At 65.8% G+C, this 25,100-nt stretch carries 28 protein-coding genes; 3 read left to right on the top strand and 25 right to left on the bottom strand.

Annotated elements, in window-relative coordinates; all coding sequences use genetic code 11:
- Positions 1-19: 19 nt before the first annotated feature.
- Positions 20-1,405, top strand: coding sequence for a sigma-54-dependent transcriptional regulator (locus tag LGN17_RS07245; protein ID WP_226195685.1), 1,386 nt, complete (start codon positions 20-22; stop codon positions 1,403-1,405).
- Positions 1,406-1,594: 189 nt separating this feature from the next.
- On the opposite strand, the gene nagZ is transcribed toward LGN17_RS07245, so the two are convergent.
- The 22 genes from nagZ to LGN17_RS07135 form a co-directional block, all read right to left on the bottom strand.
- On the bottom strand, positions 1,595-2,623 hold the full coding sequence (gene nagZ / locus LGN17_RS07240; protein WP_226195684.1) for a beta-N-acetylhexosaminidase: 1,029 nt from the start codon (positions 2,621-2,623) through the stop codon (positions 1,595-1,597).
- Positions 2,624-2,639: 16 nt separating this feature from the next.
- Entirely contained in the window at positions 2,640-3,068 is a 429-nt protein-coding gene (gene acpS / locus LGN17_RS07235; RefSeq protein ID WP_175951728.1) for a holo-ACP synthase, read from the bottom strand.
- 72 nt (positions 3,069-3,140) lie between these two features.
- A complete protein-coding gene (gene pdxJ / locus LGN17_RS07230; RefSeq protein ID WP_031400031.1) occupies positions 3,141-3,917 on the bottom strand; it encodes a pyridoxine 5'-phosphate synthase in 777 nt (258 codons plus the stop codon).
- Positions 3,914-4,750: a DNA repair protein RecO gene (recO, locus tag LGN17_RS07225; protein ID WP_011351416.1), complete on the bottom strand. Its 837-nt coding sequence runs from the start codon at positions 4,748-4,750 to the stop codon at positions 3,914-3,916. The genes pdxJ and recO overlap by 4 nt, the downstream gene beginning before the upstream one ends.
- Entirely contained in the window at positions 4,737-5,636 is a 900-nt protein-coding gene (gene era, locus LGN17_RS07220) for a GTPase Era (RefSeq protein ID WP_069256156.1), read from the bottom strand. The genes recO and era overlap by 14 nt, the downstream gene beginning before the upstream one ends.
- A gap of 60 nt (positions 5,637-5,696) precedes the next feature.
- Positions 5,697-6,923, bottom strand: coding sequence for a ribonuclease III (gene rnc, locus LGN17_RS07215; protein WP_226195683.1), 1,227 nt, complete (start codon positions 6,921-6,923; stop codon positions 5,697-5,699).
- 153 nt (positions 6,924-7,076) lie between these two features.
- A complete protein-coding gene (gene lepB, locus LGN17_RS07210) occupies positions 7,077-7,970 on the bottom strand; it encodes a signal peptidase I (protein WP_174392455.1) in 894 nt (297 codons plus the stop codon).
- Positions 7,971-7,986: 16 nt separating this feature from the next.
- Complete coding sequence (gene lepA / locus LGN17_RS07205) at positions 7,987-9,780, bottom strand: translation elongation factor 4 (RefSeq protein ID WP_175967240.1); 1,794 nt, start codon at positions 9,778-9,780, stop codon at positions 7,987-7,989.
- 194 nt (positions 9,781-9,974) lie between these two features.
- Positions 9,975-10,217 carry a glutaredoxin family protein gene (locus tag LGN17_RS07200; RefSeq protein ID WP_226195682.1) on the bottom strand — a complete coding sequence of 81 codons (243 nt, stop codon included), beginning with the start codon at positions 10,215-10,217 and terminating at the stop codon, positions 9,975-9,977.
- A 7-nt stretch (positions 10,218-10,224) separates the two neighbouring features.
- Positions 10,225-11,727, bottom strand: coding sequence for a DegQ family serine endoprotease (locus tag LGN17_RS07195; RefSeq protein ID WP_226195681.1), 1,503 nt, complete (start codon positions 11,725-11,727; stop codon positions 10,225-10,227).
- 16 nt (positions 11,728-11,743) lie between these two features.
- Positions 11,744-12,796: a MucB/RseB C-terminal domain-containing protein gene (locus LGN17_RS07190; protein WP_226195680.1), complete on the bottom strand. Its 1,053-nt coding sequence runs from the start codon at positions 12,794-12,796 to the stop codon at positions 11,744-11,746.
- Positions 12,797-12,801: 5 nt separating this feature from the next.
- Entirely contained in the window at positions 12,802-13,419 is a 618-nt protein-coding gene (locus tag LGN17_RS07185; RefSeq protein ID WP_175951721.1) for a sigma-E factor negative regulatory protein, read from the bottom strand.
- Between the two features lie 86 nt (positions 13,420-13,505).
- On the bottom strand, positions 13,506-14,105 hold the full coding sequence (gene rpoE, locus LGN17_RS07180; RefSeq protein ID WP_006490873.1) for an RNA polymerase sigma factor RpoE: 600 nt from the start codon (positions 14,103-14,105) through the stop codon (positions 13,506-13,508).
- A 91-nt stretch (positions 14,106-14,196) separates the two neighbouring features.
- Entirely contained in the window at positions 14,197-14,652 is a 456-nt protein-coding gene (locus LGN17_RS07175) for a hypothetical protein (RefSeq protein ID WP_226195679.1), read from the bottom strand.
- A 12-nt stretch (positions 14,653-14,664) separates the two neighbouring features.
- Positions 14,665-15,897 carry a beta-ketoacyl-ACP synthase II gene (gene fabF / locus LGN17_RS07170; RefSeq protein WP_226195678.1) on the bottom strand — a complete coding sequence of 411 codons (1,233 nt, stop codon included), beginning with the start codon at positions 15,895-15,897 and terminating at the stop codon, positions 14,665-14,667.
- A 167-nt stretch (positions 15,898-16,064) separates the two neighbouring features.
- Positions 16,065-16,304, bottom strand: coding sequence for an acyl carrier protein (gene acpP, locus LGN17_RS07165; protein ID WP_004197638.1), 240 nt, complete (start codon positions 16,302-16,304; stop codon positions 16,065-16,067).
- A gap of 144 nt (positions 16,305-16,448) precedes the next feature.
- Complete coding sequence (gene fabG / locus LGN17_RS07160) at positions 16,449-17,198, bottom strand: 3-oxoacyl-ACP reductase FabG (protein ID WP_006476504.1); 750 nt, start codon at positions 17,196-17,198, stop codon at positions 16,449-16,451.
- A gap of 36 nt (positions 17,199-17,234) precedes the next feature.
- On the bottom strand, positions 17,235-18,167 hold the full coding sequence (gene fabD / locus LGN17_RS07155) for an ACP S-malonyltransferase (protein WP_226195677.1): 933 nt from the start codon (positions 18,165-18,167) through the stop codon (positions 17,235-17,237).
- 83 nt (positions 18,168-18,250) lie between these two features.
- Positions 18,251-19,240 carry a beta-ketoacyl-ACP synthase III gene (locus LGN17_RS07150; protein WP_226195676.1) on the bottom strand — a complete coding sequence of 330 codons (990 nt, stop codon included), beginning with the start codon at positions 19,238-19,240 and terminating at the stop codon, positions 18,251-18,253.
- Positions 19,241-20,347, bottom strand: coding sequence for a phosphate acyltransferase PlsX (plsX, locus tag LGN17_RS07145; RefSeq protein WP_226195675.1), 1,107 nt, complete (start codon positions 20,345-20,347; stop codon positions 19,241-19,243).
- Between the two features lie 129 nt (positions 20,348-20,476).
- Positions 20,477-20,656: a 50S ribosomal protein L32 gene (gene rpmF, locus LGN17_RS07140; protein WP_006051932.1), complete on the bottom strand. Its 180-nt coding sequence runs from the start codon at positions 20,654-20,656 to the stop codon at positions 20,477-20,479.
- A gap of 98 nt (positions 20,657-20,754) precedes the next feature.
- Complete coding sequence (locus LGN17_RS07135; RefSeq protein WP_226195674.1) at positions 20,755-21,393, bottom strand: YceD family protein; 639 nt, start codon at positions 21,391-21,393, stop codon at positions 20,755-20,757.
- A 230-nt stretch (positions 21,394-21,623) separates the two neighbouring features.
- On the opposite strand from LGN17_RS07135, the gene LGN17_RS07130 reads away from it, so the two are divergent.
- Together LGN17_RS07130 and LGN17_RS07125 are read left to right on the top strand one after the other, a co-directional pair.
- Positions 21,624-22,256 (top strand): Maf-like protein, encoded by a 633-nt coding sequence (locus LGN17_RS07130; RefSeq protein WP_226195673.1) that lies wholly within the window; start codon positions 21,624-21,626, stop codon positions 22,254-22,256.
- Complete coding sequence (locus tag LGN17_RS07125; RefSeq protein WP_175951714.1) at positions 22,253-22,975, top strand: SAM-dependent methyltransferase; 723 nt, start codon at positions 22,253-22,255, stop codon at positions 22,973-22,975. The genes LGN17_RS07130 and LGN17_RS07125 overlap by 4 nt, the downstream gene beginning before the upstream one ends.
- A gap of 57 nt (positions 22,976-23,032) precedes the next feature.
- On the opposite strand, the gene LGN17_RS07120 is transcribed toward LGN17_RS07125, so the two are convergent.
- The 3 genes from LGN17_RS07120 to LGN17_RS07110 are packed head-to-tail and all read right to left on the bottom strand — an operon-like array spanning position 23,033 to position 25,095.
- Complete coding sequence (locus LGN17_RS07120; RefSeq protein WP_226195672.1) at positions 23,033-24,025, bottom strand: S49 family peptidase; 993 nt, start codon at positions 24,023-24,025, stop codon at positions 23,033-23,035.
- Between the two features lie 12 nt (positions 24,026-24,037).
- Positions 24,038-24,439 (bottom strand): Rieske (2Fe-2S) protein, encoded by a 402-nt coding sequence (locus tag LGN17_RS07115; RefSeq protein WP_226195671.1) that lies wholly within the window; start codon positions 24,437-24,439, stop codon positions 24,038-24,040.
- Positions 24,436-25,095, bottom strand: coding sequence for an HAD-IA family hydrolase (locus LGN17_RS07110; protein WP_069620561.1), 660 nt, complete (start codon positions 25,093-25,095; stop codon positions 24,436-24,438). The genes LGN17_RS07115 and LGN17_RS07110 overlap by 4 nt, the downstream gene beginning before the upstream one ends.
- Between the last annotated feature and the right edge of the window lie 5 nt (positions 25,096-25,100).

Below are 25,100 nucleotides of genomic sequence, written 5' to 3'. Positions count from 1 at the left end.
GACTCGACTCGCGTCCACCATGCCACACGCCCTGATTGTCGAAGACGATCCCAACAGTCTGTCCGGCCTCACCGCGCTGCTCGCCGCGGACGGCTTCTCGGTCGACACGGCCACGTCGCTCGCCGAAGCGCGCACGGCGCTCGGCCGCTCGATTCCCGATGTCGTTCTCGTCGACCTGAACCTGCCGGACGGCAGCGGGTTCGACCTGCTCCAGCACCTGCCGCAGCAACAGCCGAACGGCTCGCTGCCCGTCATCGTGCTGACCGGCAATGCGACGGTCGAAAGCGCCATCGAGGGCCTGCGTCACGGTATCTGGGACTACCTGCTGAAGCCGATCAACATTCCGCGCCTGCGCAGCCTGCTCGCGCGGATTCCGCGCCCGTACGAACTGATCGACGAAGTGCAGTCGTTGCGCGCCTCGCTGCGCCATCTCGGCCGCTTCGGCGCGCTGGTCGGCCGCAGCGACGCGATGCAGCACGTGTACGACATGATCGAACACAACGCGCGCACCGAAACGGCCGTCCTGTTCGCGGGCGAAGCCGGTACCGGCAAGAAGCTGGCCGCGCGCACGCTGCACGACCTGAGCCGGCGCCGCAAGGGGCCGTTCGTGTCATTCGACTGCCGGACGATCGCACAGGCCGGCCGGCATGGCGCATCGCTCGACAGCATACTGTTCGGCCATGAGCGCGGCGCGTTCGACGGTGCCGAGCGCCGCGAATCGGGTCTGTTCGAGCAGGCCGGCGGCGGCACGCTGTTCCTCGACGAAATCACCGCGCTGCCGCTCGTGCTGCAGGAAGCGCTGCTGCATGCGCTTGATTCGCAGAACTTCATGCGGATCGGCGGCACGAGCTCGATCACGAGCGATTTCCGGCTGATCGCGACCACGCGGCGCCCGGCGCGCGAAGCGGTCGCGAACGGCACGCTGCGCGAGGATCTCTGGTTGCGCCTCGATGCGGCGTCGATCACGATGCCGCCGCTGCGCGAGCGCGACGGCGACGCACTCGCGATCGCGGATGCACTGATCGACGAACTGAACCGCGACGCGCGCGCAACCGGCCGCAGCACGACCGACAAGCGCGCGGCGCCTGGTTTCGTGCGCGAGTGCCTGTCCTACGAATGGCCGGGCAACGTGCGCGAACTGCAGGAGCGCGTGCGCTTTGCGTACGACGCGTCGGGCGATTTCATCGAGACGCTGCGCGCAGGCGAGCCGAGCTTCTCGGCCGGCGCCGCACTGAACGGCAGCAGCGTGCAGATCAAGGTCGGCACGCCGCTGTCCGACGTCGAGGATCTGCTGATCCGCGCGACGCTCGACGCAGTCGGCGGCACGCGCCACCGAGCAGCAACGCTGCTCGGCATCAGCCCGAAGACGCTGTACAACAAGCTGCAGCGGATGAAGGTGAACTGAGCAGGCGGCGATGCTTGAAGGCACTGGCAGGCGTTGACCGTTAGTTGCATCCAGACTCGCTTCGCCAACCTGCTTGATTCCTGAGGCTGCTCGGTTCGTACCGGCAGCAATCCATAAAAAAGCCGCGCGATTGCGCGGCTCGTTGTTTCCGTGACCGGAACGGCGCAGACCGAACCGCCTCCGCCCCGCTCAGGCCAGCGCGCTGCTCAACAGCGCCTGCGCGTGCAGATACTCGGGCTGCGCGATCAGCTTCTCCCACTTGAGCGCCTTGCCACGCGCGCGCATCCGCTTGATGCGTCGCACCGACGCGTCCGTTGCCCGTGCTTTCAGCCCGTTCAGCACGACCTCAGCCGCGTCCGGCTGGTTGCAGACGAGCACCATGTCGCAACCGGCCGCGAGCGCGGCGTCGGCCGCCTGCGTGAGCGTGCCGCCTTCGCGCGCGGCTTCCATCGACAGGTCGTCGCTGAAGATCGCACCGGTGAAGCCGAGCCGCCCGCGCAGGATGTCCTGCAGCCACACGCGCGAGAACCCGGCCGGCCGCTTGTCGACCTGCGTGTAGATCACGTGCGCGGGAATCACCGCGGACAGCGACAGGCCGAGCCAGTCGTACGGTGCGACGTCCTCCTTGAGAATCGCGTCGAGCGTCCGGTCGTCGGTCGGCAGCGCGACGTGCGAGTCGGCCTCCGCGAAGCCGTGCCCCGGGAAATGCTTGCCGCAGTTCGCCATCCCGGCGAGCGACAGCCCGTGGTTCAGGCTCTTCGCGAGCAGCGTGACGACGCGCGGATCGCGATGGAACGCGCGGTCGCCGATCACTTTCGAGTGCCCGTAGTCGAGGTCGAGCACGGGCGTGAAGCTCATGTCGATTCCGCATGCACGCAGCTCGGCGGCCAGGATGTAGCCGACGGCCGTGGCGACCTGCGTCGCGAGCAGCACGTCGCGATCCCACAGCTCGCCGAGGCGGCGCATCGCCGGCAGCACCGTGAAGCCGTCGGTGCGAAAACGCTGCACGCGGCCGCCTTCGTGATCGACGGCGATCAGGATGTCTTCGCGCACCGCGCGAATCGAATCGGTCAGCGCGGTCAGTTGCGCACGATTCTGGAAGTGCCGCGCGAACAGGATCACGCCGCCGGTATTCGGATGCGCGAGACGCCGCGCATCGTCGCGCGACAGGGCCGTGCCGACGACGTCGAGCATGACCGGGCCGGGAGTCGTTTTCATCGAATCGGGAATTCCGTCAGGAGGAGGTTCGGGAAACAGGTGCAGGCGCGGCGTCCGTCTCGGCGACCACGAACGACACCGCGTAGTCGCGTTCGTCGCTGACCGTCACGCGCGCCGTGATGCCACGGGCGGCAAGCCAGTCGGCCAGCTCGCCCGACGCGATCACGTACGGCTCGCCGCTCGGGTGGTTCAGGGTCTGCAGCGCACGCCATGTCATCGGCCAGTGCATGCCGAGCCCAATCGCCTTCGAGAACGCTTCCTTCGCGGAAAAGCGCGTCGCGAGGAACGCGATGCCGCGCGCCTCGGAGCGGGCACGGCGCGCATGGAACACGCGCAGCTCGTCGGGGCCCAGCACCTTCTCGGCAAACCGGCCGCCCGTGCGTTCGAGCACGGCCGCGATGCGGCTCACCTGGGCGATATCGGTACCGATGCCGTAGATCGCCATGTCAGTACGCGCCGGTACGAACCGGCCGGGCCGGGTCAGGCATGACGCGCGACGCGCGGCGGCACTTCATCTTCAGCGCGCGCCGCCATGCAGCGCGGCAACGCGTGCGGCGACCATGATCGCCTTCATTTCGCGCACCGCGTTGTCCCAGCCCGCGAAAATCGCGTGCGCGACGATCGCGTGGCCGATGTTCAGTTCGACGATGCCGTCGATCGCGGCAATCTGCTGCACGTTCGTGTAGTGCAGCCCGTGACCGGCATTGACCTTCAGACCGAGTTGCGCGCCGGCCTGAACGCCCGCGACGATGCGCTCGTATTCGCGCTGCTGTTCGGCTTCGTCGTGCGCTTCGGCGTAACGTCCCGTATGCAGCTCGATCACCGGCGCGCCCGCTTCGTGCGCGGCACGGATCTGCGTCTCGTCCGGGTCGATGAACAGCGATACACGCACCCCCACGTCGGCAAGCTGCTTGCATGCCGCACGTACGGCCTCGAAGTGGCCGGCGACATCGAGACCGCCTTCGGTCGTCAGTTCCTCGCGCTTCTCGGGTACGAGGCACGCGTCGTGCGGGCGCACTTCGCATGCGATATCGAGCATCTCGGCCGTCACCGCGCATTCGAGGTTCATGCGCGTCTTCAGCAGCGGGCGCAGCTTGCGCACATCCGCATCGACGATGTGGCGGCGATCCTCGCGCAGGTGCAACGTGATCGCATCCGCACCCGCTTCTTCTGCGGCGAGCGCCGCGCGGATCGGATCGGGATAGGTCGTGCCGCGCGCATTGCGCAGCGTCGCGACGTGGTCGATGTTCACGCCGAGGTCGATGGCGGTGGGCGTTGTCAGGAAGAAGCTCATAGGTTCTGCAGGTCGATCAGGATCTGACGCGTGGCAAGCGGCGTACCGCCGAGATAAGTGTTCAGCAGGAAGCGCATCAGCGTCTTGCTTTGCGCAACTGTCTGGGCTCGATGGTAATCGTCCTGCTCCATATCGAGCAACGTCTGCCCGGAAATGACCGGCCAGTGCGATGGGACTTCATCGTCCGCATTGCGCACGCCGCGCTCGGGATCGAACACGTAACGACGGTCGGGCTCGACCGCGCGGCGCGCGACCGTGCGGTTCAGCGCCATCGCGTAACCGGTCTCGCGCAGCAGCACGCGCTCGAACGAGCGCAGCACCTGCACCGCGGGCTCGCCGTGCGCGAGGCGCGTGAGAGTCAGCACGTAATGATTGAAGAGCGGCGGCTGAGGATCTTCGCGCGCGCAGAATTTCACGAGCAGTTCGTTCGCGTAGAAACCGCACAGCAAACCGTCGCCGCCGAGCGGCAGCATCCCGCCGACCCACTCGGCGCCCGTCAGCGTGCGCACTTCGGATTTGCCGGACCAGGACAGCAGCAGCGGCTGGAAGGTCTGCAGTACGCCGCGCAGCGCGGAGTGCGGGCGCTTCGCGCCCTTCGCGACGAGCGCGAGCCGGCCATGATCACGCGTCAGCACGTCGATGATCAGGCTCGTTTCCCGATACGGGTAACTGTGCAGCACGTACGCCGGCTGCTCGGCGACACGGAAATCGGACGTGCGAGACGTCGCGCGCCGCGCCTTGCGCGGCGGTTCAGGCGGCGCCGGCAGCGGCGCGTCGTTCGCGCCGGCCGTCACCGCGTCTTCAGTCGACGTCAGCGCGTCATTCGTACCCATAGGCGCGCAGCCCCGCCTCGTTGTCGGCCCAGCCGCTCTTCACCTTCACGAAGGTCTCGAGGTACACGGGGCCGTCGAACAGCTTCTCCATGTCCATCCGCGCCTCGGTGCTGATCTGCTTGAGCTTCTCGCCCTTCTTGCCGATCACCATCGCCTTGTGCGAATCGCGCTCGACGAGGATCGTCGCGAAGATACGCTTCAGGCGCCCTTCCTCTTCGAACTTGTCGATCAGCACGGTGCTCGTGTAAGGCAGTTCGTCACCGGTCCAGCGGAACACTTTCTCGCGCAGGATTTCGGCTGCGAGGAAACGCGAGCTGCGGTCGGTCAGCTCGTCCTCGCCGTAGATCGGCTCGCCTTCCGGCAGGTACGGCTTGATCGTGTCCAGCAGGCGCTTGATGTCTTCCGGGCGCTGTGCCGACAGCGGCACGAGCTCGGTGAATTCGCGCAGCGTGCTCATCTGCTGCATGAACGGAAACAGCGTCGCCTTGTCGGTCACGCGGTCGATCTTGTTCGCGATCAGCAGCGTCGGCATGCCGGGCGGAATCAGGTCGAGCACCTTCTGGTCGTCGGGCCCGAAGCGGCCGGCCTCGATCACGAACAGGATCACGTCGACCGACGTGAGCGTCGACGTGACCGCGCGGTTCAGCGAGCGGTTCAGCGCGGTGCTGTGACGGGTCTGGAATCCCGGCGTGTCGACGAACACGAATTGCGCGTCGTCGAACGTATTGATGCCGGTGATGCGGTGGCGGGTCGTCTGCGCCTTGCGCGACGTGATGCTGATCTTCTGGCCGACGAGTGCGTTCATCAACGTCGACTTGCCGACGTTCGGGCGGCCCACGATCGCGATCATGCCGCAACGGAAACCGGTAGGAGCGGGAGTGTTCATATCGTTTGGGAGACAGGTTCGGAAACGGCCGCGCGGCGCGCGGCACGATCGATGGGCAATTCAGTGGTCGGCATCGGCCACGCGCGCCTGCGCGGCGGCAAGGCTCGCGCCGCCCGGCGGCGTCTCGGAATCCGGTGCCGCGGCGTCGCGCGCGCGCGCGGCCGCACGCGAAGCGGGGTCGGTACCGGCGGACGACTTGTCGGCGGACGACGCTGCCGGATCGGCTGCCTGCCCCGCCGGCTTGTCGGCTGCGCGCGCAGCGGGCACGGCTTCGGCGGGCTTCTCAGCGGTCTTGTCGGCTCGCTCGGCCGGTTTGTCGACTACCTTGTCGGCCGCCGGCTTTGCCGTCCGTTCGCCCTTCTCCGCGGCCGCATCGACATGCGCCGCGCGAATCGCGGCCATCGGCGCCGCAGCCGGCTCGGAACCGGCCGCAGCGCTTGCCGCGGGCGCCGCACCGGCCGCCCTCGCCTCGCGCGCTGCCGCACGTTCCTTCCGCTCCGGCGAGCGCAGGTCGAGCGCCTCCTGCACGCCCTTCACGCCCGGCACGATTTCCGGTTCGACATGCTTCGACCCGCGCGCGTTTTTCGAGCGCTTCGGCTTGGCGGCCAGCATCGGTGCGGCCGCCATCACCTCATCGAGTGCCTTCTTCGCGGCGGCCTGCTCGGCCGCGCGCCGGCTCGCACCGGAGCCCGACACCTTCACGTCGAGCTTCGGCACCGTGCATTCGACTTCGAATTGCTGATTGTGCGCCGCACCATGCGTCGCGACCACCGTGTAGGTCGGCAGCGCGATCTTGTGCCCCTGCAGGTACTCCTGCAGCAGCGTCTTCGCGTCCTTGCCGAGCGTGCGCGGATCGATGTGGTCGAGAATCGGGATATAGAGGCGCTTGATGACCCCTTGGGCGGCTTCGAAGCCGCCATCTAGGAACACGGCCCCGATGATGGCTTCGAACGCGTCCGCGAGGATCGACGGGCGGCGGAACCCGCCGCTGCGCAGCTCGCCCTCGCCAAGCCGCAGCCCGTCCGAGATATTCAGGGCCTGAGCAATTTCGTACAGCGACTGCTGTTTGACGAGGTTGGCGCGTACGCGCGACAGATCGCCTTCGTCCAGCTTGCTGAAACGCTGGAACAAAAGGGCAGCCACCGCGCAATTCAGAACGGAATCGCCGAGAAACTCGAGCCGTTCGTTGTGCGTGGCACTGTGACTACGATGGGTCAAAGCCTGGCGCAACAATTCCGCATTGCGAAATTCGTAGCGCAGCCGGCTTTCCAACTGGGATGAGGGCATGTGCAGGAGTATAACGCGGGCGCCGGTCGGGCCGAAACGGCACGGCCGGACACGAAAAGGCGTGACGAGGCGGTGTTACCGCCGGTTCTTAAAGTAGTTCGGCAATACGCGACGCGGCCCGTGCGTCGCGTATTGCGAGTGATTCGAATGCGATCAGTTGAAGGAACCGATGCGCTTCAGGTCGCTGAAGTTCATCCAGATGAAAAACGCGCGGCCGACGATGTTCTGGTCCGGCACGAAACCCCAGTAGCGGCTGTCCGCACTGTTGTCGCGGTTGTCGCCCATCATGAAGTAGTGGCCGGGCGGCACCTTGCAGATCACGCCGCGGCTGTTGTACGTGCAGTTGTCGCGAAACGGATAGTCGTATGCGCCCATCACGAACGGCGGCACGGCCGGGTTGTTGAGGATCGCGTTCTTCTTGTTGCCGATCGTTTCCTCGAACTGCTTCGCGTAATTCTGGCGCTCGTCGTCGAAGAAATCGGGCAGCGGCGTTTCGGGCACCGGCTGACCGTTGATCGTGAGCTGCTTGTCCTGGTACGCGACGGTATCGCCCGGCAGGCCGATCACGCGCTTGATGTAGTCGACCGACTCGTCCTTCGGATAGCGGAACACGACGACGTCGCCGCGCGACAGCGGGCTGCCCTGCGTGATCTTCGTGTTCGTGACCGGCAGGCGCAGCCCGTACTCGAACTTGTTGACGAGGATGAAATCGCCAACGAGCAGCGTCGGCACCATCGAGCCGGACGGAATCTTGAACGGCTCGACGACGAACGAACGCACGACGAACACCGCCAGGATCACCGGGAAGAAGCTCGCCGTGTACTCGAGCCACCACGGCTGGCGCAGCTTCTCGTCGCGCAGCTTCGAACGCGTCTGCACCGCGTTTTCGTCCGCGAAACGCTTGTCGATGCGCGACTGCTGGCGATCGAACTCCTCGATCGCCGAGTCGGCCGCCTTGCGTCGCCGCGGCAGGAACACCAGTTTGTCCAGCACCCACGCTACGCCCGTCAAGATGACGAGCACAAAAAGAATCAGCGCAAAATTCATAAAAGGATCAGTCCTGTTATTTGTCTTCGACGCGCAAGATCGCAAGGAACGCTTCCTGCGGGATCTCGACCGAACCCACCTGCTTCATCCGCTTCTTGCCTTCCTTCTGCTTCTCGAGCAGTTTCTTCTTTCGCGTGATGTCGCCGCCGTAGCACTTCGCGAGCACGTTCTTGCGCAGCGCCTTGATGTTCTCACGCGCAACGATATGCGCGCCGATCGCGGCCTGGATCGCCACGTCGTACATCTGGCGCGGGATGATCTCGCGCATCTTCGCCGCAACTTCGCGGCCGCGATATTGCGACTGCGAACGGTGCACGATGATCGACAGCGCATCGACCTTGTCGCCGTTGATCAGCATGTCGACCTTCACGACGTCCGACGAACGGTATTCCTTGAACTCGTAGTCCATCGACGCATAGCCGCGCGACACCGACTTCAGGCGATCGAAGAAGTCGAGCACGATCTCGGCCATCGGGATCTCGTACGTGAGCTGCACCTGGCGGCCGTGATACTGCATGTTGATCTGCGAGCCGCGCTTCTGCTCGCACAGCGTGATCACCGAGCCCACGTAATCCTGCGGCATGTACAGGTTCACGGTGACGATCGGCTCGCGGACTTCGGCGATGCGGCCCGGCTCCGGCATCTTCGCCGGGTTCTCGACCATGATCGTCGATCCGTCGCTCTGCACGACCTCGTAGACGACCGTCGGTGCGGTCGTGATGAGATCCATGTCGAACTCGCGTTCGAGCCGCTCCTGCACGATTTCCATGTGCAGCAGCCCGAGAAAGCCGCAGCGGAAACCGAACCCGAGCGCCTGCGACACTTCCGGCTCGTACTGCAGCGATGCGTCGTTCAGCTTCAGCTTCTCGAGCGATTCGCGCAGCGCGTCGTACTGGTTCGCCTCGACCGGATACAGCCCCGCGAACACCTGCGGCTTCACTTCCTTGAAGCCCGGCAGCGGCTCGGTGGCGGCCTTGGTCACGTGCGTGACGGTATCGCCGACCTTCGCGGCCGTCAGTTCCTTGATGCCCGCGATGATGAAGCCCACCTGCCCCGCCGACAGCGAATCGAGATTGCGCGACTTCGGCGTGAACACGCCGACGTGTTCGACCGGATACTGCGCGCCGGTCGCCATCATCTTGATCTTGTCCTTCGGGCGCAGCGTGCCGTTGACGATGCGCACCAGCATCACGACGCCGACGTAGTTGTCGAACCACGAATCGATGATGAGCGCCTGCAGCGGCGCGGCTGGGTCGCCCTTCGGCGGCGGCACCTTTGCGATCAGCGCTTCGAGCACGTCCTCGACGCCGAGGCCCGTCTTCGCGCTGCAACGGGTTGCGTCGGTCGCATCGATGCCGATCACGTCCTCGATCTCCTCGATCGCGTTCTCGGGGTTCGCGGCCGGCAGGTCGATCTTGTTCAGCACGGGAACGACCTCGACGCCGAGCTCGATCGCCGTATAGCAGTTTGCGACCGTCTGCGCCTCGACGCCCTGGCTCGCATCGACGACCAGCAGCGCGCCTTCGCACGCGGACAGCGAACGGCTGACCTCGTACGAGAAGTCGACGTGCCCCGGCGTGTCGATCAGGTTCAGGTTGTAGACCTTGCCGTCGCGCGCGCGATAGGACAGCGCGGCTGTCTGCGCCTTGATCGTGATGCCGCGCTCGCGCTCGATATCCATCGAATCGAGCACCTGCGCTTCCATTTCACGGTCGGCGAGGCCGCCGCATACCTGGATGATGCGATCCGCGAGCGTCGACTTGCCATGGTCGATGTGCGCGATGATCGAGAAATTGCGAATATGATCCATTCAGTGCCGATCAAGCGAAAAAGGCGCGCTCGACGACTGCGGAGCACGCCTTGTGTAAGTCGGTGAAAAAACAGCTTATTTTAGCCGAAAAGGCCTTCAGCCGGGCGGTATTTCCAACGCCGCGCCGCGCGGTGTCCCGCCGGGGGCGCCCGCCGGGCCAAGTCCCGTACGAAACGATGCCCGCCAGCGGCAGGTCAGGCTCGGCGCCGGGCCGTCAGCACGTCGCGCACCCGCGCGTCGTCGAACCGGTGGCGGCATACCTCCGCCCCGTCCAGCAGCAGCACGGGCACGTCCTCGTCGTAGCGGGCGACGAGTGTCGCATCGGTATCGATGTCGATGTAATCGACCTCGACACCGAATTCGGCCGCCACCGGCGCCAGCGCGGCGCGCATGTCGTCGCACAGGTGGCACCAGCCGCGACCGTAGAGCGTGAGCATCGGCGCGTTACTTCTGGCGCGGCCGCACGGGCACGAATTGCGTGTTGTCGCCGCGTCGAACGAGCACCGCGACCGCCTTCTGCGGATCGAGCTGCGCGGTCACGTCGGCGAACTGCTTCGCGTTCGTGATGTCGGTGTCGCCGACGCGCAGCACGATGTCACCGCGCTGCAGGCCCGCCCGGGCGGCCGGGCCGTCGACGCCGTCGACCTGCACGCCGTTCTTCAGCTTCAGCGTCTTCATCTGCTCCGCCGTCAGGTCACTGACCGTCAGACCGAGCGAATTGGCCTGGCGCGGCTTCTGCGGCGCGTTCTTGCGCTGCTCGGCCTTTGCCGTCGTTTCAGCCGGCGTCTCCGCGATCGTGATCGGCAGATCGCGTGCCTGACCCTTGCGCCATACGCTGACGGTCGCCTTCGTGCCGGGCTTCGTGTCGCCGACCATGCGCGGCAGGTCCGACGCCGTATCGACCGAACGGCCATTGAACTTCAGGATGATGTCGCCCGGCTGGATGCCGGCCTTGTCGGCCGGGCCGCCCGGCTCGACGCTGCTGACGAGCGCGCCCTCGGCCTTCGGCAACCCGATCGAGTCGGCGACGTCCTTCGTCACCTCGCCGATCGCCACCGCGATCCGGCCGCGCGTGACCTTGCCCGTCGCCTTCAGCTGGTCGGCCACGCGCATCGCCTCGTCGATCGGAATCGCGAACGAGATGCCCATGAAACCGCCGGTACGGCTGTAGATCTGCGAGTTGATCCCGATCACCTCGCCCTGCATGTTGATCAGCGGGCCGCCCGAGTTGCCTGGGTTCACGGCGACGTCCGTCTGGATGAAAGGCAGGTAGTCGCCCGTATTGCGGCTCTTCGAGCTGACGATGCCGGCGGTCACCGTGTTGTCGAGGCCGAACGGCGAACCGATCGCGACGACCCACTCGCCGACGCGCACCTTGGTCGAATCGCCGATCGCGACGACCGGCAGGTTCGACGCCTGGATCTTGACGACCGCGACGTCGGTACGATCGTCGACACCGATCAGCTTCGCCTTGAATTCGCGCTTGTCGGTCAGCGTCACGTAGATGGTGTCCGCATCGTCGACGACGTGCGCATTGGTCATTACGTAACCGTCGGCAGACACAATGAAGCCCGAGCCGACACCGCGATTCTGTTCGGTATCGGGCGGATTGTCCGGCGTCGGCGCGTTCTTCGGATTGCCGCCGCCATTGCCGCTACCGTTGCCGGGCGCCTGCGGCAGCGGAATGCCGAAGAAGCGCCGGAAGAATTCCGACATGTCGCCGTTGTCGAAGCCCGGCGGGAGCATCCCGCGCGGGCCGCTGCTCGTCGGCACGTTGGCGGTGGTCCGGATGTTCACGACAGCCGGCCCGACTTTTTCGACCAGATCGGCGAAGTCGGGCAGGCTGGCAGCGGGAGCCGTCACCGCGAATGCGGTATGCGGCACGAGCGGCAGGCAGGCAGACAGCGCCGCCGCCGCGAGCCATTTGCGCAGCGTGAATTTAATCATGTCGGAAGCCGTAGCGTTACTTGGAAGCCTTGTATTCTATGGCAGACGCGAACTGCTGCAACGTAGCCGGCGGCACTTCGCCGAGCACGGTGATCCAGTAGTCGCCGCGGCGCTTCACGAGAACGTTCGTTGCACCGGTGCTGCCCGCGCCTTCCTTGCGCATATTCTTTTCGGCCGGCTCGATGAAAACCGAGATCGTCGCGAGACCGTCGGTGAAGACGGCCTGATCGACCGGGATCGGCGGCTCACCCGCGTCACGCGCAGCCATCGGCCGGCGCACTTCACGAATCTTCTGGAAACCGGCCACGCTCGGTGCGAGTTGCCAGCCCTGCGCTTCCATGTCGACCGTCGCGACCGGCGGGCGTACGATCGTCCAGCCGTTCAGGTTGCGCATGCCGGCCGCGATCGCGGCCCTGTCGCCGCTGGCGCCGCCCGTCTGCAGTTGCGAGAACGCGATCTGCTCGAGCACGTGATCGTTCGCATCGAGCGTCTGCGAGCGCAGCAGCAGCCCCGTGCGCGCGTCGGCCCACAGCTTGTACGTGAAGCGGTACGCATCCTTCGGCACGAGCTCGACGACCTGCGCGTCGATCCCCGCCACGCGATCCTTGCCGAGCGACTTCGCGTCGTAGACGGACATCACGTGCTCACCGCTCGCGCCGAGCAGCGCGGGGAACGAGTCGCGCGTCTGACGGCGCTCGACGACGCACAGCTTGCGCTCGGGCACGAACGTGTACAGCTCGTCGTTATGGCGCAGCAGCTTGCGCGGCTTGCCGTCGAGCGTCTCGATGCGCTCGAACTCGCCGTCGCGGGACGCAACGTGCGCGATGCGCGATGACTGCACATACCCACCGCGCTGATAGACGAACGTGCCTTCGTAGCTCTGCTGCTGCGCCGCTTGCTGGACGCGGTCGAGCCAGTCGGCGGCACCCTTGCGGGTCGCGACGGGATCGTCCGGTTGCTGGGCGCTGGCAGGAAGGGATTGAACGGACAACAGGGCGGCTGCACAGAGCAGGAGGGCCGGCAGCCGCTTCCATCCGGAGATGGCGTGATTCAACTGCAATGTCCGCATCGGGTTTATTGGCCTGGCGTGGTGGTCACGGCAGCGCGGATCAGCGGCATCGAACCCGTGACGACGGGCTGCTGCGCGAATTGCTGGTGCGCTTCGAGGTATTGGTCGAGGCTGGCATCGCGGATGATATTCACGTCCTGCAGGCCCGGCTGGGCCGATGCCTGCGCAACCGTCACGCGCTGCAGGTTGCCGCCTTGCGGCGCACCGGCCGACGCGACCTGGACGGCGCCCGGGGCACCGGCCGTCTGCATTTGGGGGACGACGATCCACGTCAGCGTGGCCGCCGCAGCAGCGATCGCGAACGCGGGCACGACACGCCGGCGCAGCGACAGCAGCTTGCGTGCGACGGGTGCGGCCGCCGGCGCAAGCAGGTGCGGCTCGCTTTCGAGCGCAGCCGACATGCGTGCGGTGAACGCGACGCTCAGCGCAGGCGACAGCGCGAGCTCGTCCGAGCGCAGCGCATCGCCGATCAGGTGGTAATGGGCCCACGCAGCGCGATCCGCGCGGTTGAGCTCAGCCAGAAACTGCCCGTTGTCCGGGCCATCGAACATTTCGCCGTCGACCAGCGCGGAAAGGCGCTCGCCGCGCGAGCACGCTTGCGACTGCGTATTGACCGACCCCATGATGCTCCCCATCTTGCACACCCCGTCGTGACTTCACGACTCTATCCGTAACTAGACCCCGACCCGCGTCGCTCCGCCTGTCGCGCTTACCAGCGCTTGCCTTCGGGCGTATCGAGCAGCGGACGCAATTTGGCAGCGATTGCCTCGCGTGCACGGAAGATCCGCGACCGGACCGTCCCGATCGGACAGCCCATCATTTCCGCGATCTCTTCGTAGCTCAGGCCCTCGATCTCGCGCAGCGTAATTGCCTGACGCAGTTCTTCGGGCAGCAGAGCCATTGCAGCGTTGACCGTCTCGGCAATCTGCTTGCTCATCAACATCGACTCAGGCGTGTTGATATCCCTTAGTTGGTCTGCGTCGGAGAAAGTTTCCGCTTCCTCCGCGTCGGCCTCGGTCGAGGTCGGCGCCCGGCGGCCTTGCGTCGCAAGGTAGTTCTTCGCCGTGTTGACGGCAATTCGGTACAACCACGTATAGAACGCCGATTCGCCGCGGAATTGCGGCAGCGCACGATACGCCTTGATGAACGCGTCCTGGGCCACATCCTCGACCTCGGCGGGATCCCGCACGAGGCGCGAGATCAGCCGAATGATCTTGCGGTGGTATTTGGAGACCAGGAGTTCGAACGCTGCCTTGTCGCCCTTCTGTACGCGCTCGACCAGAGCCTGATCGATTTCTTTTTCACTCACCTGACAAATCCGTTAACTAGGGATGCAACGCGGAGCGATATTGTAGCGTTCCCGCGCCGGCCGCTGGTTACGGTCGGTAACCGCGCCGCCGTCACGCCCGCCCCGCCGTTCTCGCCAGCACGGAAAGCGCGCTGAACGATGCGGCGTCGAGCGCATCGGCCGGAATCAGCAGCGGCCGGGCCCGCCGGGCACCCTGCCCGACCGACAGCACCAGCAACAGGCTGCTCCAGTGCGCATGACCCGTCACGCGGCCGCGGGCCAGCAGGCGCCCGGTGCGGCCAAACGCCGCGACTTCCCCGAATGCGTCGATCTGCAACTCGGCCGGCAGCCGGCGGGCACAAGCCCGCGCAGCGCACACGGCCAGCAGCGCGGCCGTCATGGCCGACACGCCTGCGCCGGCGGCAGCGCCCGCGCGCGGCGCCCAGAACAGGTAGGCCGACGCGGTAGCTGACGCGACAAACACGGCCAGCACGAGATACAACACGGCCGAGGCCCGCAACGCAAAGCGCTGCGGACGCCCGGCCGGAGCATCGAATGGACTCGTCAAGCGATTGCGGCGTCAGACGCGCTTGAACACCAGCGTGCCGTTGGTACCGCCGAAGCCGAAGTTGTTCTTCACGGCGACGTCGATCTTCATGTCACGCGCGGTATTCGCGCAGTAATCGAGATCGCACTCCGGGTCCTGGTTGAAGATGTTGATGGTCGGCGGCGACACGTTGTTGTGCAGCGCCAGCACCGTGAACACCGATTCGAGGCCGCCCGCGCCGCCCAGCAGGTGGCCCGTCATCGACTTCGTCGAGTTCACGACGATCTTGTACGCATGCTCGCCGAAGGCCGCCTTCACCGCGTCGGACTCGTTCTTGTCGCCCAGCGGCGTCGACGTGCCGTGCGCGTTCAGGTACTGGACCTCGTCCGGGTTCACGCCGGCGTCGCGCAGTGCCGCGACCATGCAGCGGCGCGGGCCGTCCATGTTCGGCGCGGTCATGTGGTACGCGTCACCCGTCATGCCGAAGCCCGAGACTTCCGCGTAGATCTTCGCACCGCGTGCCTTCGCCGCTTCGTACTCCTCGAGCACCATCACGCCGGCACCCTCGCCCAGCACGAAGCCGTCGCGGTCCTTGTCCCACGGACGGGATGCGCTGGCCGGATCGTCGTTGCGGGTCGACAGCGCACGCGCTGCCGCGAAACCGCCGATGCCGAGCGGCGACACCGTCGATTCAGCGCCACCCGCGACCATCACGTCGGCGTCGCCGGCCTGGATCAGGCGCGCGGCGAGGCCGATGCTGTGCAGGCCGGTCGTACAGGCCGTCACGGCCGCGAGGTTCGGTCCCTTCAGGCCGAACATGATGCTCAGGTGACCCGAGATCATGTTGATGATCGAGCCCGGCACGAAGAACGGCGAAATCCGGCGCGCGCCGCGATCGACGTAGGTCTGGTGCGTATCTTCGATCATCGGCAGGCCGCCGATGCCAGAACCGACCAGCACGCCGATGCGTTCCGCATTGGCTTCGGTCACTTCCAGCCCGCTGTCCTTGACGGCCTGGATGCCGGCGGCGATACCGTAATGGATGAACGTATCCATGTTCCGGGCTTCCTTCGCCGGGATGTACTCCTCGGCGACGAAACCCTTCACTTCGCCAGCGAAGTGGACGGCAAGGTTCGACGGATCGAACTTCGTGACGGTGGCAATACCGGACTTGCCGGCGACGAGATTGGCCCAGCCGTCGGCAACATTATTGCCAACAGGCGAAATCAGCCCCAGGCCTGTAACAACAACACGACGGCGGCTCACGGTAACCTCTTTTCCATTATTGGATGACAAAAACAAAAGCCACAGTGGCCACAGGAACCAGCCCTGCGAGCCCTGTGGCTGTTAGTCCGTCCGGCGCGAAGCCGGCAGGATGGCGCGTCAATCGCGAAGAACGCGGCGACGTGGCGGACAAGCGCGAAAGGCGCTCGTTACGCCTTGACGTTTGCGCGAGCGTAGTCGATCGCTTGCTGAACGGTCGTGATCTTCTCTGCTTCTTCGTCCGGGATTTCCATGCCGAACTCGTCTTCCAGAGCCATCACCAGTTCGACCGTGTCGAGCGAGTCGGCACCCAGATCGTTCACGAACGAAGCTTCGTTCTTGATCTCGGCTTCCGCGACGCCCAGTTGTTCAGCGACGATCTTCTTGACACGTTGTTCGATGTTGTCCATTACCCCTCCGAGGGAAAGTTCAGATTTACAAGTGCGCGCATTTTATCAGGTTTGCTGACGCGAAAACGCGCGTTGGCTTGATGGTCGATCAAGCGCCGATCCGCCTGAAAAACGGGATACGGCGCGGATGGTAAACGAAAATCGTTACGACATGTACATGCCGCCGTTCACGTGCAGCGTCGTACCGGTAATGTAACCGGCTTGCGGCGATGCGAGGAACGCGACGGCATGGGCGATGTCTTCCGGGCTGCCGAGGCGGCCGAGCGGAATCTGGGTCTTGAGCGCGGCCTGCTGCTCTTCCGGCAGCGTCTTCGTCATGTCGGTGTCGATGAAGCCCGGCGCCACGCAGTTCACGGTGATGCCGCGGCTGCCGATTTCACGCGCGAGCGCACGCGTCATGCCCGCCACGCCGGCCTTCGCAGCCGCGTAGTTGACCTGACCCGGGTTGCCGGCCGAGCCGACCACCGACGTGATGTTGATGATGCGGCCGCCACGTGCCTTCATCATCGGGCGCAGCACCGCGCGCGACAGGCGGAACACCGACTTCAGGTTGGTGTCGATCACCGCGTCCCAGTCCTCGTCCTTCATCCGCATCGCGAGCTGGTCCTGCGTGATGCCCGCGTTGTTGACGAGCACGTTCAGCGCGCCGAATTCCTTCACGGTCGCGTCGATCAGCGCCTCGGCGGCTGCCGCGTCGTTGACGTTCAGCACCGCACCGCGGCCCGTGACGCCCGCTTCCGCGAATGCGGCCGTGATCGCAGCGGCGCCCGACTCGCTCGTCGCCGTGCCGATCACCGTCGCGCCCAGGCGCGCGAGTTCGAGCGCGATCGAACGGCCGATGCCGCGCGACGCGCCGGTGACGATCGCAACCTGTTTATCGAGAGTCTTGTCCATGAATCGAATATCCGTCTCTTGAGAAATGGCGCCGCGTCAGGCGGTCACCAGCTTGAGCGCTTCGTCGAGCGAAGCCGGATCGAATACCGACGCGCCCGTCAGGTTGCCGTCGATGCGCTTCGTCAGGCCCGCGAGCACCTTGCCCGGACCGCACTCGATCACATGCGTGACACCCGTGCCGGCGATGTGCCGCACGCACTCGACCCAGCGCACCGGGCCCGCGGCCTGGCGCACCAGCGCATCCTTGATCGCAGCCGGATCGCTGACCACGGCGACGTCGATGTTGTTGACGACCGGAATCTGCGGCGCCTTGACGTCGACGTTCGCGAGATAGTCGCGCAGCTGGTCCGACGCCGGCTTGAGCAGCGACGAATGGAACGGCGCCGACACCGGCAGCGGCAGTGCGCGCTTCGCGCCCTTCGCCTTCGCGATCTCGCAGGCCTTTTCGACCGCGGCCTTGTTGCCTGCGATAACGACCTGTGCGGGTGCATTGAAGTTCACCGCTTCGACGACGCCCGCTTCCGCGGCTTCGGCGCAAACCGCGCGCACCGTGTCGTCATCGAGGCCCAAAATCGCGGCCATGCCGCCCTGGCCGACCGGCACGGCCGTCTGCATCGCCTGCGCGCGGAAGCGCACGAGCGGCACGGCGTCCTTGAACGCGAGCGCGCCCGCAGCGACGAGCGCCGTGTATTCACCGAGGCTGTGGCCGGCGACGATCGCCGGCGCCGGGCCGCCTGCCTGCTGCCACGCGCGATAGCACGCATAGGCCGCGGTCAGCATCACGGGCTGCGTGTTGGTGGTGAGGTTCAGTTCTTCGGCCGGGCCTTCGGCGATCAGCTTGCCGAGATCCTGATTGAGTGCATCGGACGCTTCCTGGAATGTGTCTCGCACGACGGCCAGATCGGCGAATGCGTTGAGCATGCCGACTGCCTGCGAGCCCTGCCCCGGAAATACGAATGCAAATTTCATATCGTCCCCAATTGAATCGATTCGGACGGCGCGCACGAATGGCGCGCCGATGGGATCCGCGCGCAGCAGTCGCGCGCCGCGGATCAGTAGCGGAAGACCGACGCGCCCCAGGTGAAGCCGCCGCCGACGCCTTCGATCAGCACGTGCTGGCCGCGCTGGATGCGACCGTCGCGCACCGCGGTGTCGAGCGCCAGCGGGATCGATGCGGCCGACGTGTTGCCGTGCTGGTCGACCGTCACGACCATGCGCTCCTGCGGCAGGCCGAGCTTGCGGCAGGTGCTGGTCATGATGCGGATGTTGGCCTGGTGCGGAATCAGCCAGTCGATCTGCTCGGGCGCGAGATTCGCCTTCGCGAGCGCCTCGATCGCGACCTTCTCGAGCACGTTGACCGCGAGCTTGAACACGGCCTGCCCGTCCATGTACAGGAACGCGCTGCCTTCGATCACGCCGCGGTTGACGTTGCCCGGCGTGCAGAGGATGTGCGAATAGCTGCCGTCCGCGTGCAGCGCGCTGCCGAGCACGCCCGGCTCCTCCGACGCGGACAGGATCACCGCGCCCGCGCCGTCGCCGAACAGCACGCAGGTCGTGCGGTCCTTGAAGTCGAGAATGCGCGAGAACGTCTCCGCACCGACGACCAGCGCCGTGCGGTGCTGGCCGCTGCGGATGAAGCTGTCAGCCGTCGCCATCGCATACGCGAAACCCGAACACACGGCCTGCACGTCGAATGCCGCGCCGCCGTTCTTGATGCCGAGCTTGTTCTGCAGCAGACACGCGGTGCTCGGGAACACGAAATCGGGGGTCGAAGTCGCGACGATGATCAGGTCGATCGACTGCGGATCGATGCCGGCGGCTTCGATCGCGCGACGCGATGCCTCGAGCGCGAGGTCGCTGGTCGTGACGTCCGGTGCGGCGAAATGGCGCGCATGGATACCCGTGCGCGCAACGACCCATTCATCGCTCGTCTCGATGCCTTCCTTCGCAAGGCGATCGGCCAACTGCTGGTTCGTGACGCGGTCAGGCGGCAGGTAGCTGCCCGTGCCGAGCACGCGGGAATAGAGAGTCGATTGGGCCATTTATGCTTTAGAGGATTGCGCAGCGGAAGGTTCGGTGTGATGGCCTGCGGCGGGGTTTGCATGGCCCGCGCCGCCCGTGTCGTGTTCGCCTTCGCCGAGCGATACTGAATTATCCGCCATCGCGCGCGCGAGGCGCTCCAGCACGCCGTTTTTGACGGCATCATACCCGCGTTTGATCGCCCACTCAAACGCGTAGGCATCGGCCGAACCGTGGCTCTTGATCACGAGGCTTTTCAGCCCCAGCAGCGCCGCGCCGTTGTACTGGCGGTGGTCGACGCGCTTCTTGAAACGCATCAGGACAGGCAGCGCGAGCAGCGCCATCAGCTTCGACATCAGCGAACGGCCGAACTCCTCGCGGATGATGTCGGACAGCATCTGCGCAAGCCCCTCGGACGTCTTCAGCGCGACATTGCCGACGAAGCCGTCGCACACGATCACGTCGACCGTGCCCTTGTAGATGTCGTTGCCTTCGACGTTGCCGCGGAAATTGAGCGTGCTGGCGCGCAGCAGTTCTCCCGCGCGCTTGATCGTTTCGTTGCCCTTGATCACCTCTTCACCGATGTTCAGCAGGCCGATCGTCGGACGCTCCTTGCCTTCGAGCGCGGCCACGAGCGCGTGCCCCATTTCCGCGAACTGCAGCAGGTGCTGCGGTTCGCAGTCGACGTTCGCGCCGAGGTCCAGCATCATCGTGTAGCCGGTCGGGTTCGGCAGCGCGAACGCGATCGCGGGCCGCTCGATGCCGGGCAGCGTCTTGAGTACGTAACGGGAAACGGCCATCAGCGCGCCGGTATTACCGGCGGAGATGCAGGCCTGCGCGGCGCCTTCCTTGACGTGATTGAGTGCGACGCGCATCGAAGAATCCTTCTTCTTGCGCAGCGCCACTTCGACAGGGTCGTCCATCGCCACGACTTCGGTGGCGGGAACGATGGTCAGCGCGGGATCGTCGAGGGCTTTCAGCTTTTTCAGCTGAGCGCGGATCGCGCTTTCGATGCCGACGAGCATCAGGTGCGCATCGGGATGCGCGCGGACGAACTTGACTGCCGCGGGAACGGTCACGGACGGGCCGTGGTCGCCTCCCATGCAATCGATTGTGAGCTTTACGGTCATGGAATGCGACGAATTTCAGGCACAAAAAAGCGGCAGTTGAATGCCGCCTTTTTGTTGAGCCAGGAAAGTGTCAAGCGAACCAGTTGTCACGCGAACGGCAAGCGTAGCGCGCAACGCGTGACTTGACGCTTAGTCGTTCTTCGTCTTGACGACTTTCTTGCCGCGGTAGTAGCCGTTCGGGCTGACGTGGTGACGCAGGTGCACTTCACCCGTGCTCGGCTCGACTGCCAGCGGCGCTGCCGTCAGGAAATCGTGCGAACGATGCATGCCGCGCTTCGACGGCGACTTCTTGTTTTGCTGGACTGCCATGACTAACTCCTAAATAATTTTCCGGATTCTAACACAGCCCGATCCGGCGCTTAACTACCCTGGCCCAAAGCCTTTACGCCTTCCCGCGCCACAACTGCTTAGTGTTTCTTGGTGCCGTCACCGTCCTTCTTCAGCGCTTCCAGCGCTGCGAACGGATTCGGCCGTTTGCCTTCGTCCCCGGCTTCGCCGGACTCTTCGTCCGCCTCTTCCACGGGACCGCTCGCACCCGACACGAGGCTTTCGTGAACTGCCGGGCAAACCTCGTGCTTGGGCACGAGCGGCAACGAAAGCAGCAACTCCTCTTCGATCAAGTCGACGAGATCGAACTGGCGTGAGCCCACGATCACATCGGCTTCATCGTCGTCGAGCGGAAATTCTTCAGCCTCTTCTTCGGTCGCGACCACCCGGTACGTCATGTCGACGTCGAACGTCTGGTCGTACGGGGTCATGCAGCGCTGGCACGTGAGCCACGCATGGCCGTGCACCGCAAGGCGCAAATACGGCTGCTGCCCGTCGGTGCCGTCGTCCTGCAACTCCTTCTGGGTGAACCCCTCCGCCTGCCATGTGAAGACCGTGTCGCGATCTGGCGCGTCCGCAGGCACTTCGTTTAACATGCGCGGCAGTTGCGAGAGGCGCACCGCACCTGCAGCCTGCCGCCCGCTGCGGGCGAACTCGAACAGGTCGACAGCATGCGGATCAAGCGCCGCGGCAGGTTTGCCAGAAGAAGAAGTGTTCATGTGCGCTCCTGCCTACAGGCTGACTTGCGGATCCGGCTTGGCACCGCTCGCGTACGGCTCATCCGCGGATGACGTACTTTACTTCCGAAGACCCGGCAGGCGCCACCACAACGGAAGCCTGCCGACGAAAAGCGGGAAAGCATACCTGTTTTACCTTTTTCAGTCAATCACTTAAGCTTGCGTCCGCACAACGCTGCGCAACACCCGACGACTCACCGATCCAACCGACCATGCCGGATACCGTTTGCCGCCCACCGCGGCTGATTCTTGCCTCCAGTTCACGCTACCGCCGCGCGCTCCTCGAGCGCCTCGGCATCCCCTTCGACGTCGTGTCGCCCGACCTCGACGAAACCCCGCGCGACGGCGAAACGCCGGCCGCGACCGCCCTGCGGCTCGCCGGGGCAAAGGCGCGCGCCGTCGCCGCGACGATCGACGCGCCGGACGGCGTGCTCGTGATCGGGTCGGACCAGGTCGCGACCTTCGACGGCCTCCAGATCGGCAAGCCCGGCACCCATGAGCGCGCGCTTGCGCAACTCGTGTCGATGCAGGGCCGCGAAGTCGAATTCCACAGCGCGCTCTGCCTGTACGACAGCCGGACGGGCGAAACGCAGGTCGAGGACATCGTCACGCGCGTGCGCTTTCGCTCGCTGCCCGAGGCCGAACTCGACGCGTATCTGCGCGCGGAAACGCCGTACGACGTCGCCGGCAGCGCAAAGTCCGAAGGGCTCGGCATCGCACTGCTCGACGCGATCGACTCGAACGACCCGACCGCGCTCGTCGGCCTGCCGCTGATCGCGCTCACGCGCATGCTGCGCGCCGCCGAATATCCGTTGTTCGCAACCGCCCGTGGAGACCGCGCATGACCGCCGGCACGCTTTACCTCGTCCCGAACACGCTCGGCGAGGGCGACGAATCGATGCTCGCGGCGGTCTTGCCCGCGGCCGTACAGGCGCGCGCCGGCACGCTCGGCTATTACATCGGCGAGAACGCGAAGACGACGCGCGCGTTTCTGAAGAAGATCGGCACGACGCGCCCGATCCAGGAAATCGAGATCCGCGAGTTGAACGTCAATACGCCGGCCGGCGAAATCGACCGGCTTCTCGCGCCCGTGCTCGCCGGCGCAGACGCCGGCCTCGTGTCGGAAGCCGGCTGCCCGGCCGTCGCCGACCCCGGTGCATTGTTGGTGCGCCGCGCGCACGAGCGCGGCGTGAAGGTCGTGCCGCTCGTCGGGCCGAGTTCGATCCTGCTTGCACTGATGGCATCGGGCCTGAACGGCCAGAGCTTCGCGTTCAACGGCTACCTGCCGGTCGACGCGGCCGCGCGCGCCAAACGCCTGCGCGAACTCGAGCAACTGTCACGCAAGGCGCGCCAGACGCAGATCTTCATCGAAACGCCATACCGGAATCACGCGATGCTCGACACGCTGGTCGCGACCTGCGCACCGTCGACGCAGATCTGCGTCGCGGCCGACCTGACCCTCGCGACCGAGACGATCGCGAGCCGTACCGTAGCGGACTGGAAAAAGGCGCCTGCGCCGAATCTGCACAAGCGCCCTGCGATCTTCCTGCTGTTGGCGAACTGAACGCAACCGGCGATCCGCCGGGTGAACGGCGGGCCATCGCGGCCCGCCCGATTCTGGTCAGCGCAAGCTGACCGCTGCGCCGCCGGCCGTCAGCGCCTTCATCGCGGCGCCGCCGACGGCCGCGCCAAACTTGCGCGCGACGCGGTTCGTCAGGCTTTCCTTCACCGTATAGTCGACGAGATCAGGCGCCTTCAGCACGTCGCGCGCGACCGTGTCGGTCGTGCCGTAGCCGTCTGCCAGCCCGAGCTCGACGCTCTTCTCGCCGGTCCAGAACAGGCCCGAGAACATGTCGGGCGTCTCGTGCAGCCGCTTGCCGCGGCCATCCTTCACGGCCTTGATGAACTGCGCGTGCACCTGGTCGAGCAATGCCTGCGCATGCGCGTCCATCTTCGGCGTTTCCGGCGAGAACGGGTCGTAGAAGCCCTTGTTTTCGCCCGACGTATGCAGACGCCGCTCGACGCCGAGCTTGCCCATCAGCCCAGTAAAGCCAAACCCGTCCATCAGCACGCCGATCGATCCGACGATGCTCGCCTTGTCGACGAAGATCTTGTCGGCCGCAGACGCGATGTAATAGCCCCCCGATGCGCACATGTCGGTCACGACGACGTACAGTGGCTTGTCCGGATACTTCGCGCGCAGCCGGCGAATCTCGTCGTAGACCATCCCGGCCTGCACCGGGCTGCCGCCCGGGCTGTTGATCCGCAGCACGACACCGGCCGTGCCGTCGTCGTCGAACGCCGCATCGAGCGCCGTGTTGATGTCGTCGGCGTTTGCGTTGACGCCGGCCGCGATCTCGCCGTCGATCGTCACGAGCGCCGTATGCCGCCCGCTCGCCGAGAACTTCGAATCGCTCGAGAAATCGATCAACGCGAACGCGAACAGCACGAACACGGCGAGGAACGCGAAGCGGAAGAAGATCTTCCAGCGCCGCGCCGCGCGCTGCTCCTTGACGGCCGCGAGCGCGATCCGCTCGAGCGCCGCACGCTCCCAGTTCGGTTCACGGCTGTCGGGACGGGAGGAGGAATCCGGGGAATTCGGTTGGTCGGCCATGCAGTGTTGTCGTTAGTCGGTCGTGGCGGGAATGGCGGGACGCAGGTCAGCGTCGGGCACCCAGAATACCGCACGCCCGTCGGACGTGTCGCGCTCGTTGACCTCCACCGGCCGCAGGCGGCCGCCACGGCACGGGCCGCCGACGCACTTGCCGGTATTCGGCTCGTAGATCGCGCCGTGCGTCGCGCACATCAGATAGAGGCCCGACGATTCGAAGAACTGCCCTTCTTCCCAGTCGAGTTCCATCGGCACATGCGCGCAGCGATTCAGGTAACCGTATGCCTGGCCCTCGTAGCGCACGAAGAACACCACGGCCTGCTCGCCGCGCAGCGTCGCGTCGACGCGCACGCCGGCGCCGCCGTCGGCCAGGGCATCCGATGCGCACACGCGCACGGCGTCCGGCGCCGCGCTCATGCGTGCTCCCGCAGCCATGCGGCCAACGCGCCGACGTCCGGCGCGACGAAGCGCGGCGCGAGCGCAGCCAGTGCGTCGGCCGTGTGCGCGCCGTACGCGACGCCGACGCCGGCCGCCCCGGCACTCGCGGCCATCTGCAGGTCGTGCGTCGTGTCGCCGATCATCACGGTGCGCGACAGGTCCTGCCCCAATTCCCGGGACAGCTCATGCAACATCGCCGGATGGGGTTTCGAGAAGGTCTCGTCGGCGCAGCGCGTCGCATCGAACAGGCTCGTCAGCTTCGACTGGTCGAGTACGCGGTTCAGCCCGACTCGCCCCTTGCCGGTTGCAACGGCAAGCAGGTAGCCCGTGTCGCGCAGCTCGGCGAGCAGTTCCCGCACGCCGGCGAACAACTCGATGCGCTGGTCGTCGAGCAGATAGTGGTAGCGGTAGCGCTCGGCGAGCCGCGCATAGTCGGACGGATCGAGGGTCGGAGCCGTAATCTGCAGCGCATCGCGCAGGCCGAGGCCGATCACGTAGCGCGACGCCTCGTCGGACGGCGTGGGCAGGCCGAGATCGCGGCATGCCGCCTGGATGCTGTGCGCGATGTGCGCAGTCGAATCCATCAGCGTGCCGTCCCAGTCGAAGACGATCAGGTCAAATTGCTGTCGAGCCATGCGGT

The sequence above is a fragment of the Burkholderia sp. AU30280 genome, from assembly GCF_020420125.1.
Lineage (GTDB): Bacteria > Pseudomonadota > Gammaproteobacteria > Burkholderiales > Burkholderiaceae > Burkholderia.
Note: the sequence above shows the minus strand (reverse complement) of the source record. Positions and strands in the feature narration are given on the sequence as shown.

Bases quoted from the DNA above. Each gene is read 5' to 3' on its own strand.
- era (WP_069256156.1), bottom strand. From the start codon at position 5,636: ATGAACACTCCCGCTCCTACCGGTTTCCGTTGCGGCATGATCGCGATC.
- nagZ (WP_226195684.1), bottom strand. From the start codon at position 2,623: ATGAAAACGACTCCCGGCCCGGTCATGCTCGACGTCGTCGGCACGGCC.
- lepA (WP_175967240.1), bottom strand. From the start codon at position 9,780: ATGGATCATATTCGCAATTTCTCGATCATCGCGCACATCGACCATGGC.
- LGN17_RS07115 (WP_226195671.1), bottom strand. From the start codon at position 24,439: ATGAGCGCGGCGCCGGACGCCGTGCGCGTGTGCGCATCGGATGCCCTG.
- recO (WP_011351416.1), bottom strand. From the start codon at position 4,750: ATGGGTACGAATGACGCGCTGACGTCGACTGAAGACGCGGTGACGGCC.
- acpP (WP_004197638.1), bottom strand. From the start codon at position 16,304: ATGGACAACATCGAACAACGTGTCAAGAAGATCGTCGCTGAACAACTG.
- fabG (WP_006476504.1), bottom strand. From the start codon at position 17,198: ATGGACAAGACTCTCGATAAACAGGTTGCGATCGTCACCGGCGCGTCG.
- LGN17_RS07185 (WP_175951721.1), bottom strand. From the start codon at position 13,419: ATGGGGTCGGTCAATACGCAGTCGCAAGCGTGCTCGCGCGGCGAGCGC.
- LGN17_RS07130 (WP_226195673.1), top strand. From the start codon at position 21,624: ATGCCGGATACCGTTTGCCGCCCACCGCGGCTGATTCTTGCCTCCAGT.
- LGN17_RS07200 (WP_226195682.1), bottom strand. From the start codon at position 10,217: ATGCTCACGCTCTACGGTCGCGGCTGGTGCCACCTGTGCGACGACATG.
- lepB (WP_174392455.1), bottom strand. From the start codon at position 7,970: ATGAATTTTGCGCTGATTCTTTTTGTGCTCGTCATCTTGACGGGCGTA.
- LGN17_RS07120 (WP_226195672.1), bottom strand. From the start codon at position 24,025: ATGGCCGACCAACCGAATTCCCCGGATTCCTCCTCCCGTCCCGACAGC.
- LGN17_RS07125 (WP_175951714.1), top strand. From the start codon at position 22,253: ATGACCGCCGGCACGCTTTACCTCGTCCCGAACACGCTCGGCGAGGGC.
- LGN17_RS07195 (WP_226195681.1), bottom strand. From the start codon at position 11,727: ATGATTAAATTCACGCTGCGCAAATGGCTCGCGGCGGCGGCGCTGTCT.
- LGN17_RS07110 (WP_069620561.1), bottom strand. From the start codon at position 25,095: ATGGCTCGACAGCAATTTGACCTGATCGTCTTCGACTGGGACGGCACG.
- rnc (WP_226195683.1), bottom strand. From the start codon at position 6,923: ATGCCCTCATCCCAGTTGGAAAGCCGGCTGCGCTACGAATTTCGCAAT.
- LGN17_RS07135 (WP_226195674.1), bottom strand. From the start codon at position 21,393: ATGAACACTTCTTCTTCTGGCAAACCTGCCGCGGCGCTTGATCCGCAT.
- pdxJ (WP_031400031.1), bottom strand. From the start codon at position 3,917: ATGAGCTTCTTCCTGACAACGCCCACCGCCATCGACCTCGGCGTGAAC.
- plsX (WP_226195675.1), bottom strand. From the start codon at position 20,347: ATGACCGTAAAGCTCACAATCGATTGCATGGGAGGCGACCACGGCCCG.
- LGN17_RS07150 (WP_226195676.1), bottom strand. From the start codon at position 19,240: ATGGCCCAATCGACTCTCTATTCCCGCGTGCTCGGCACGGGCAGCTAC.
- LGN17_RS07245 (WP_226195685.1), top strand. From the start codon at position 20: ATGCCACACGCCCTGATTGTCGAAGACGATCCCAACAGTCTGTCCGGC.
- acpS (WP_175951728.1), bottom strand. From the start codon at position 3,068: ATGGCGATCTACGGCATCGGTACCGATATCGCCCAGGTGAGCCGCATC.
- rpmF (WP_006051932.1), bottom strand. From the start codon at position 20,656: ATGGCAGTCCAGCAAAACAAGAAGTCGCCGTCGAAGCGCGGCATGCAT.
- LGN17_RS07190 (WP_226195680.1), bottom strand. From the start codon at position 12,796: ATGCGGACATTGCAGTTGAATCACGCCATCTCCGGATGGAAGCGGCTG.
- fabD (WP_226195677.1), bottom strand. From the start codon at position 18,167: ATGAAATTTGCATTCGTATTTCCGGGGCAGGGCTCGCAGGCAGTCGGC.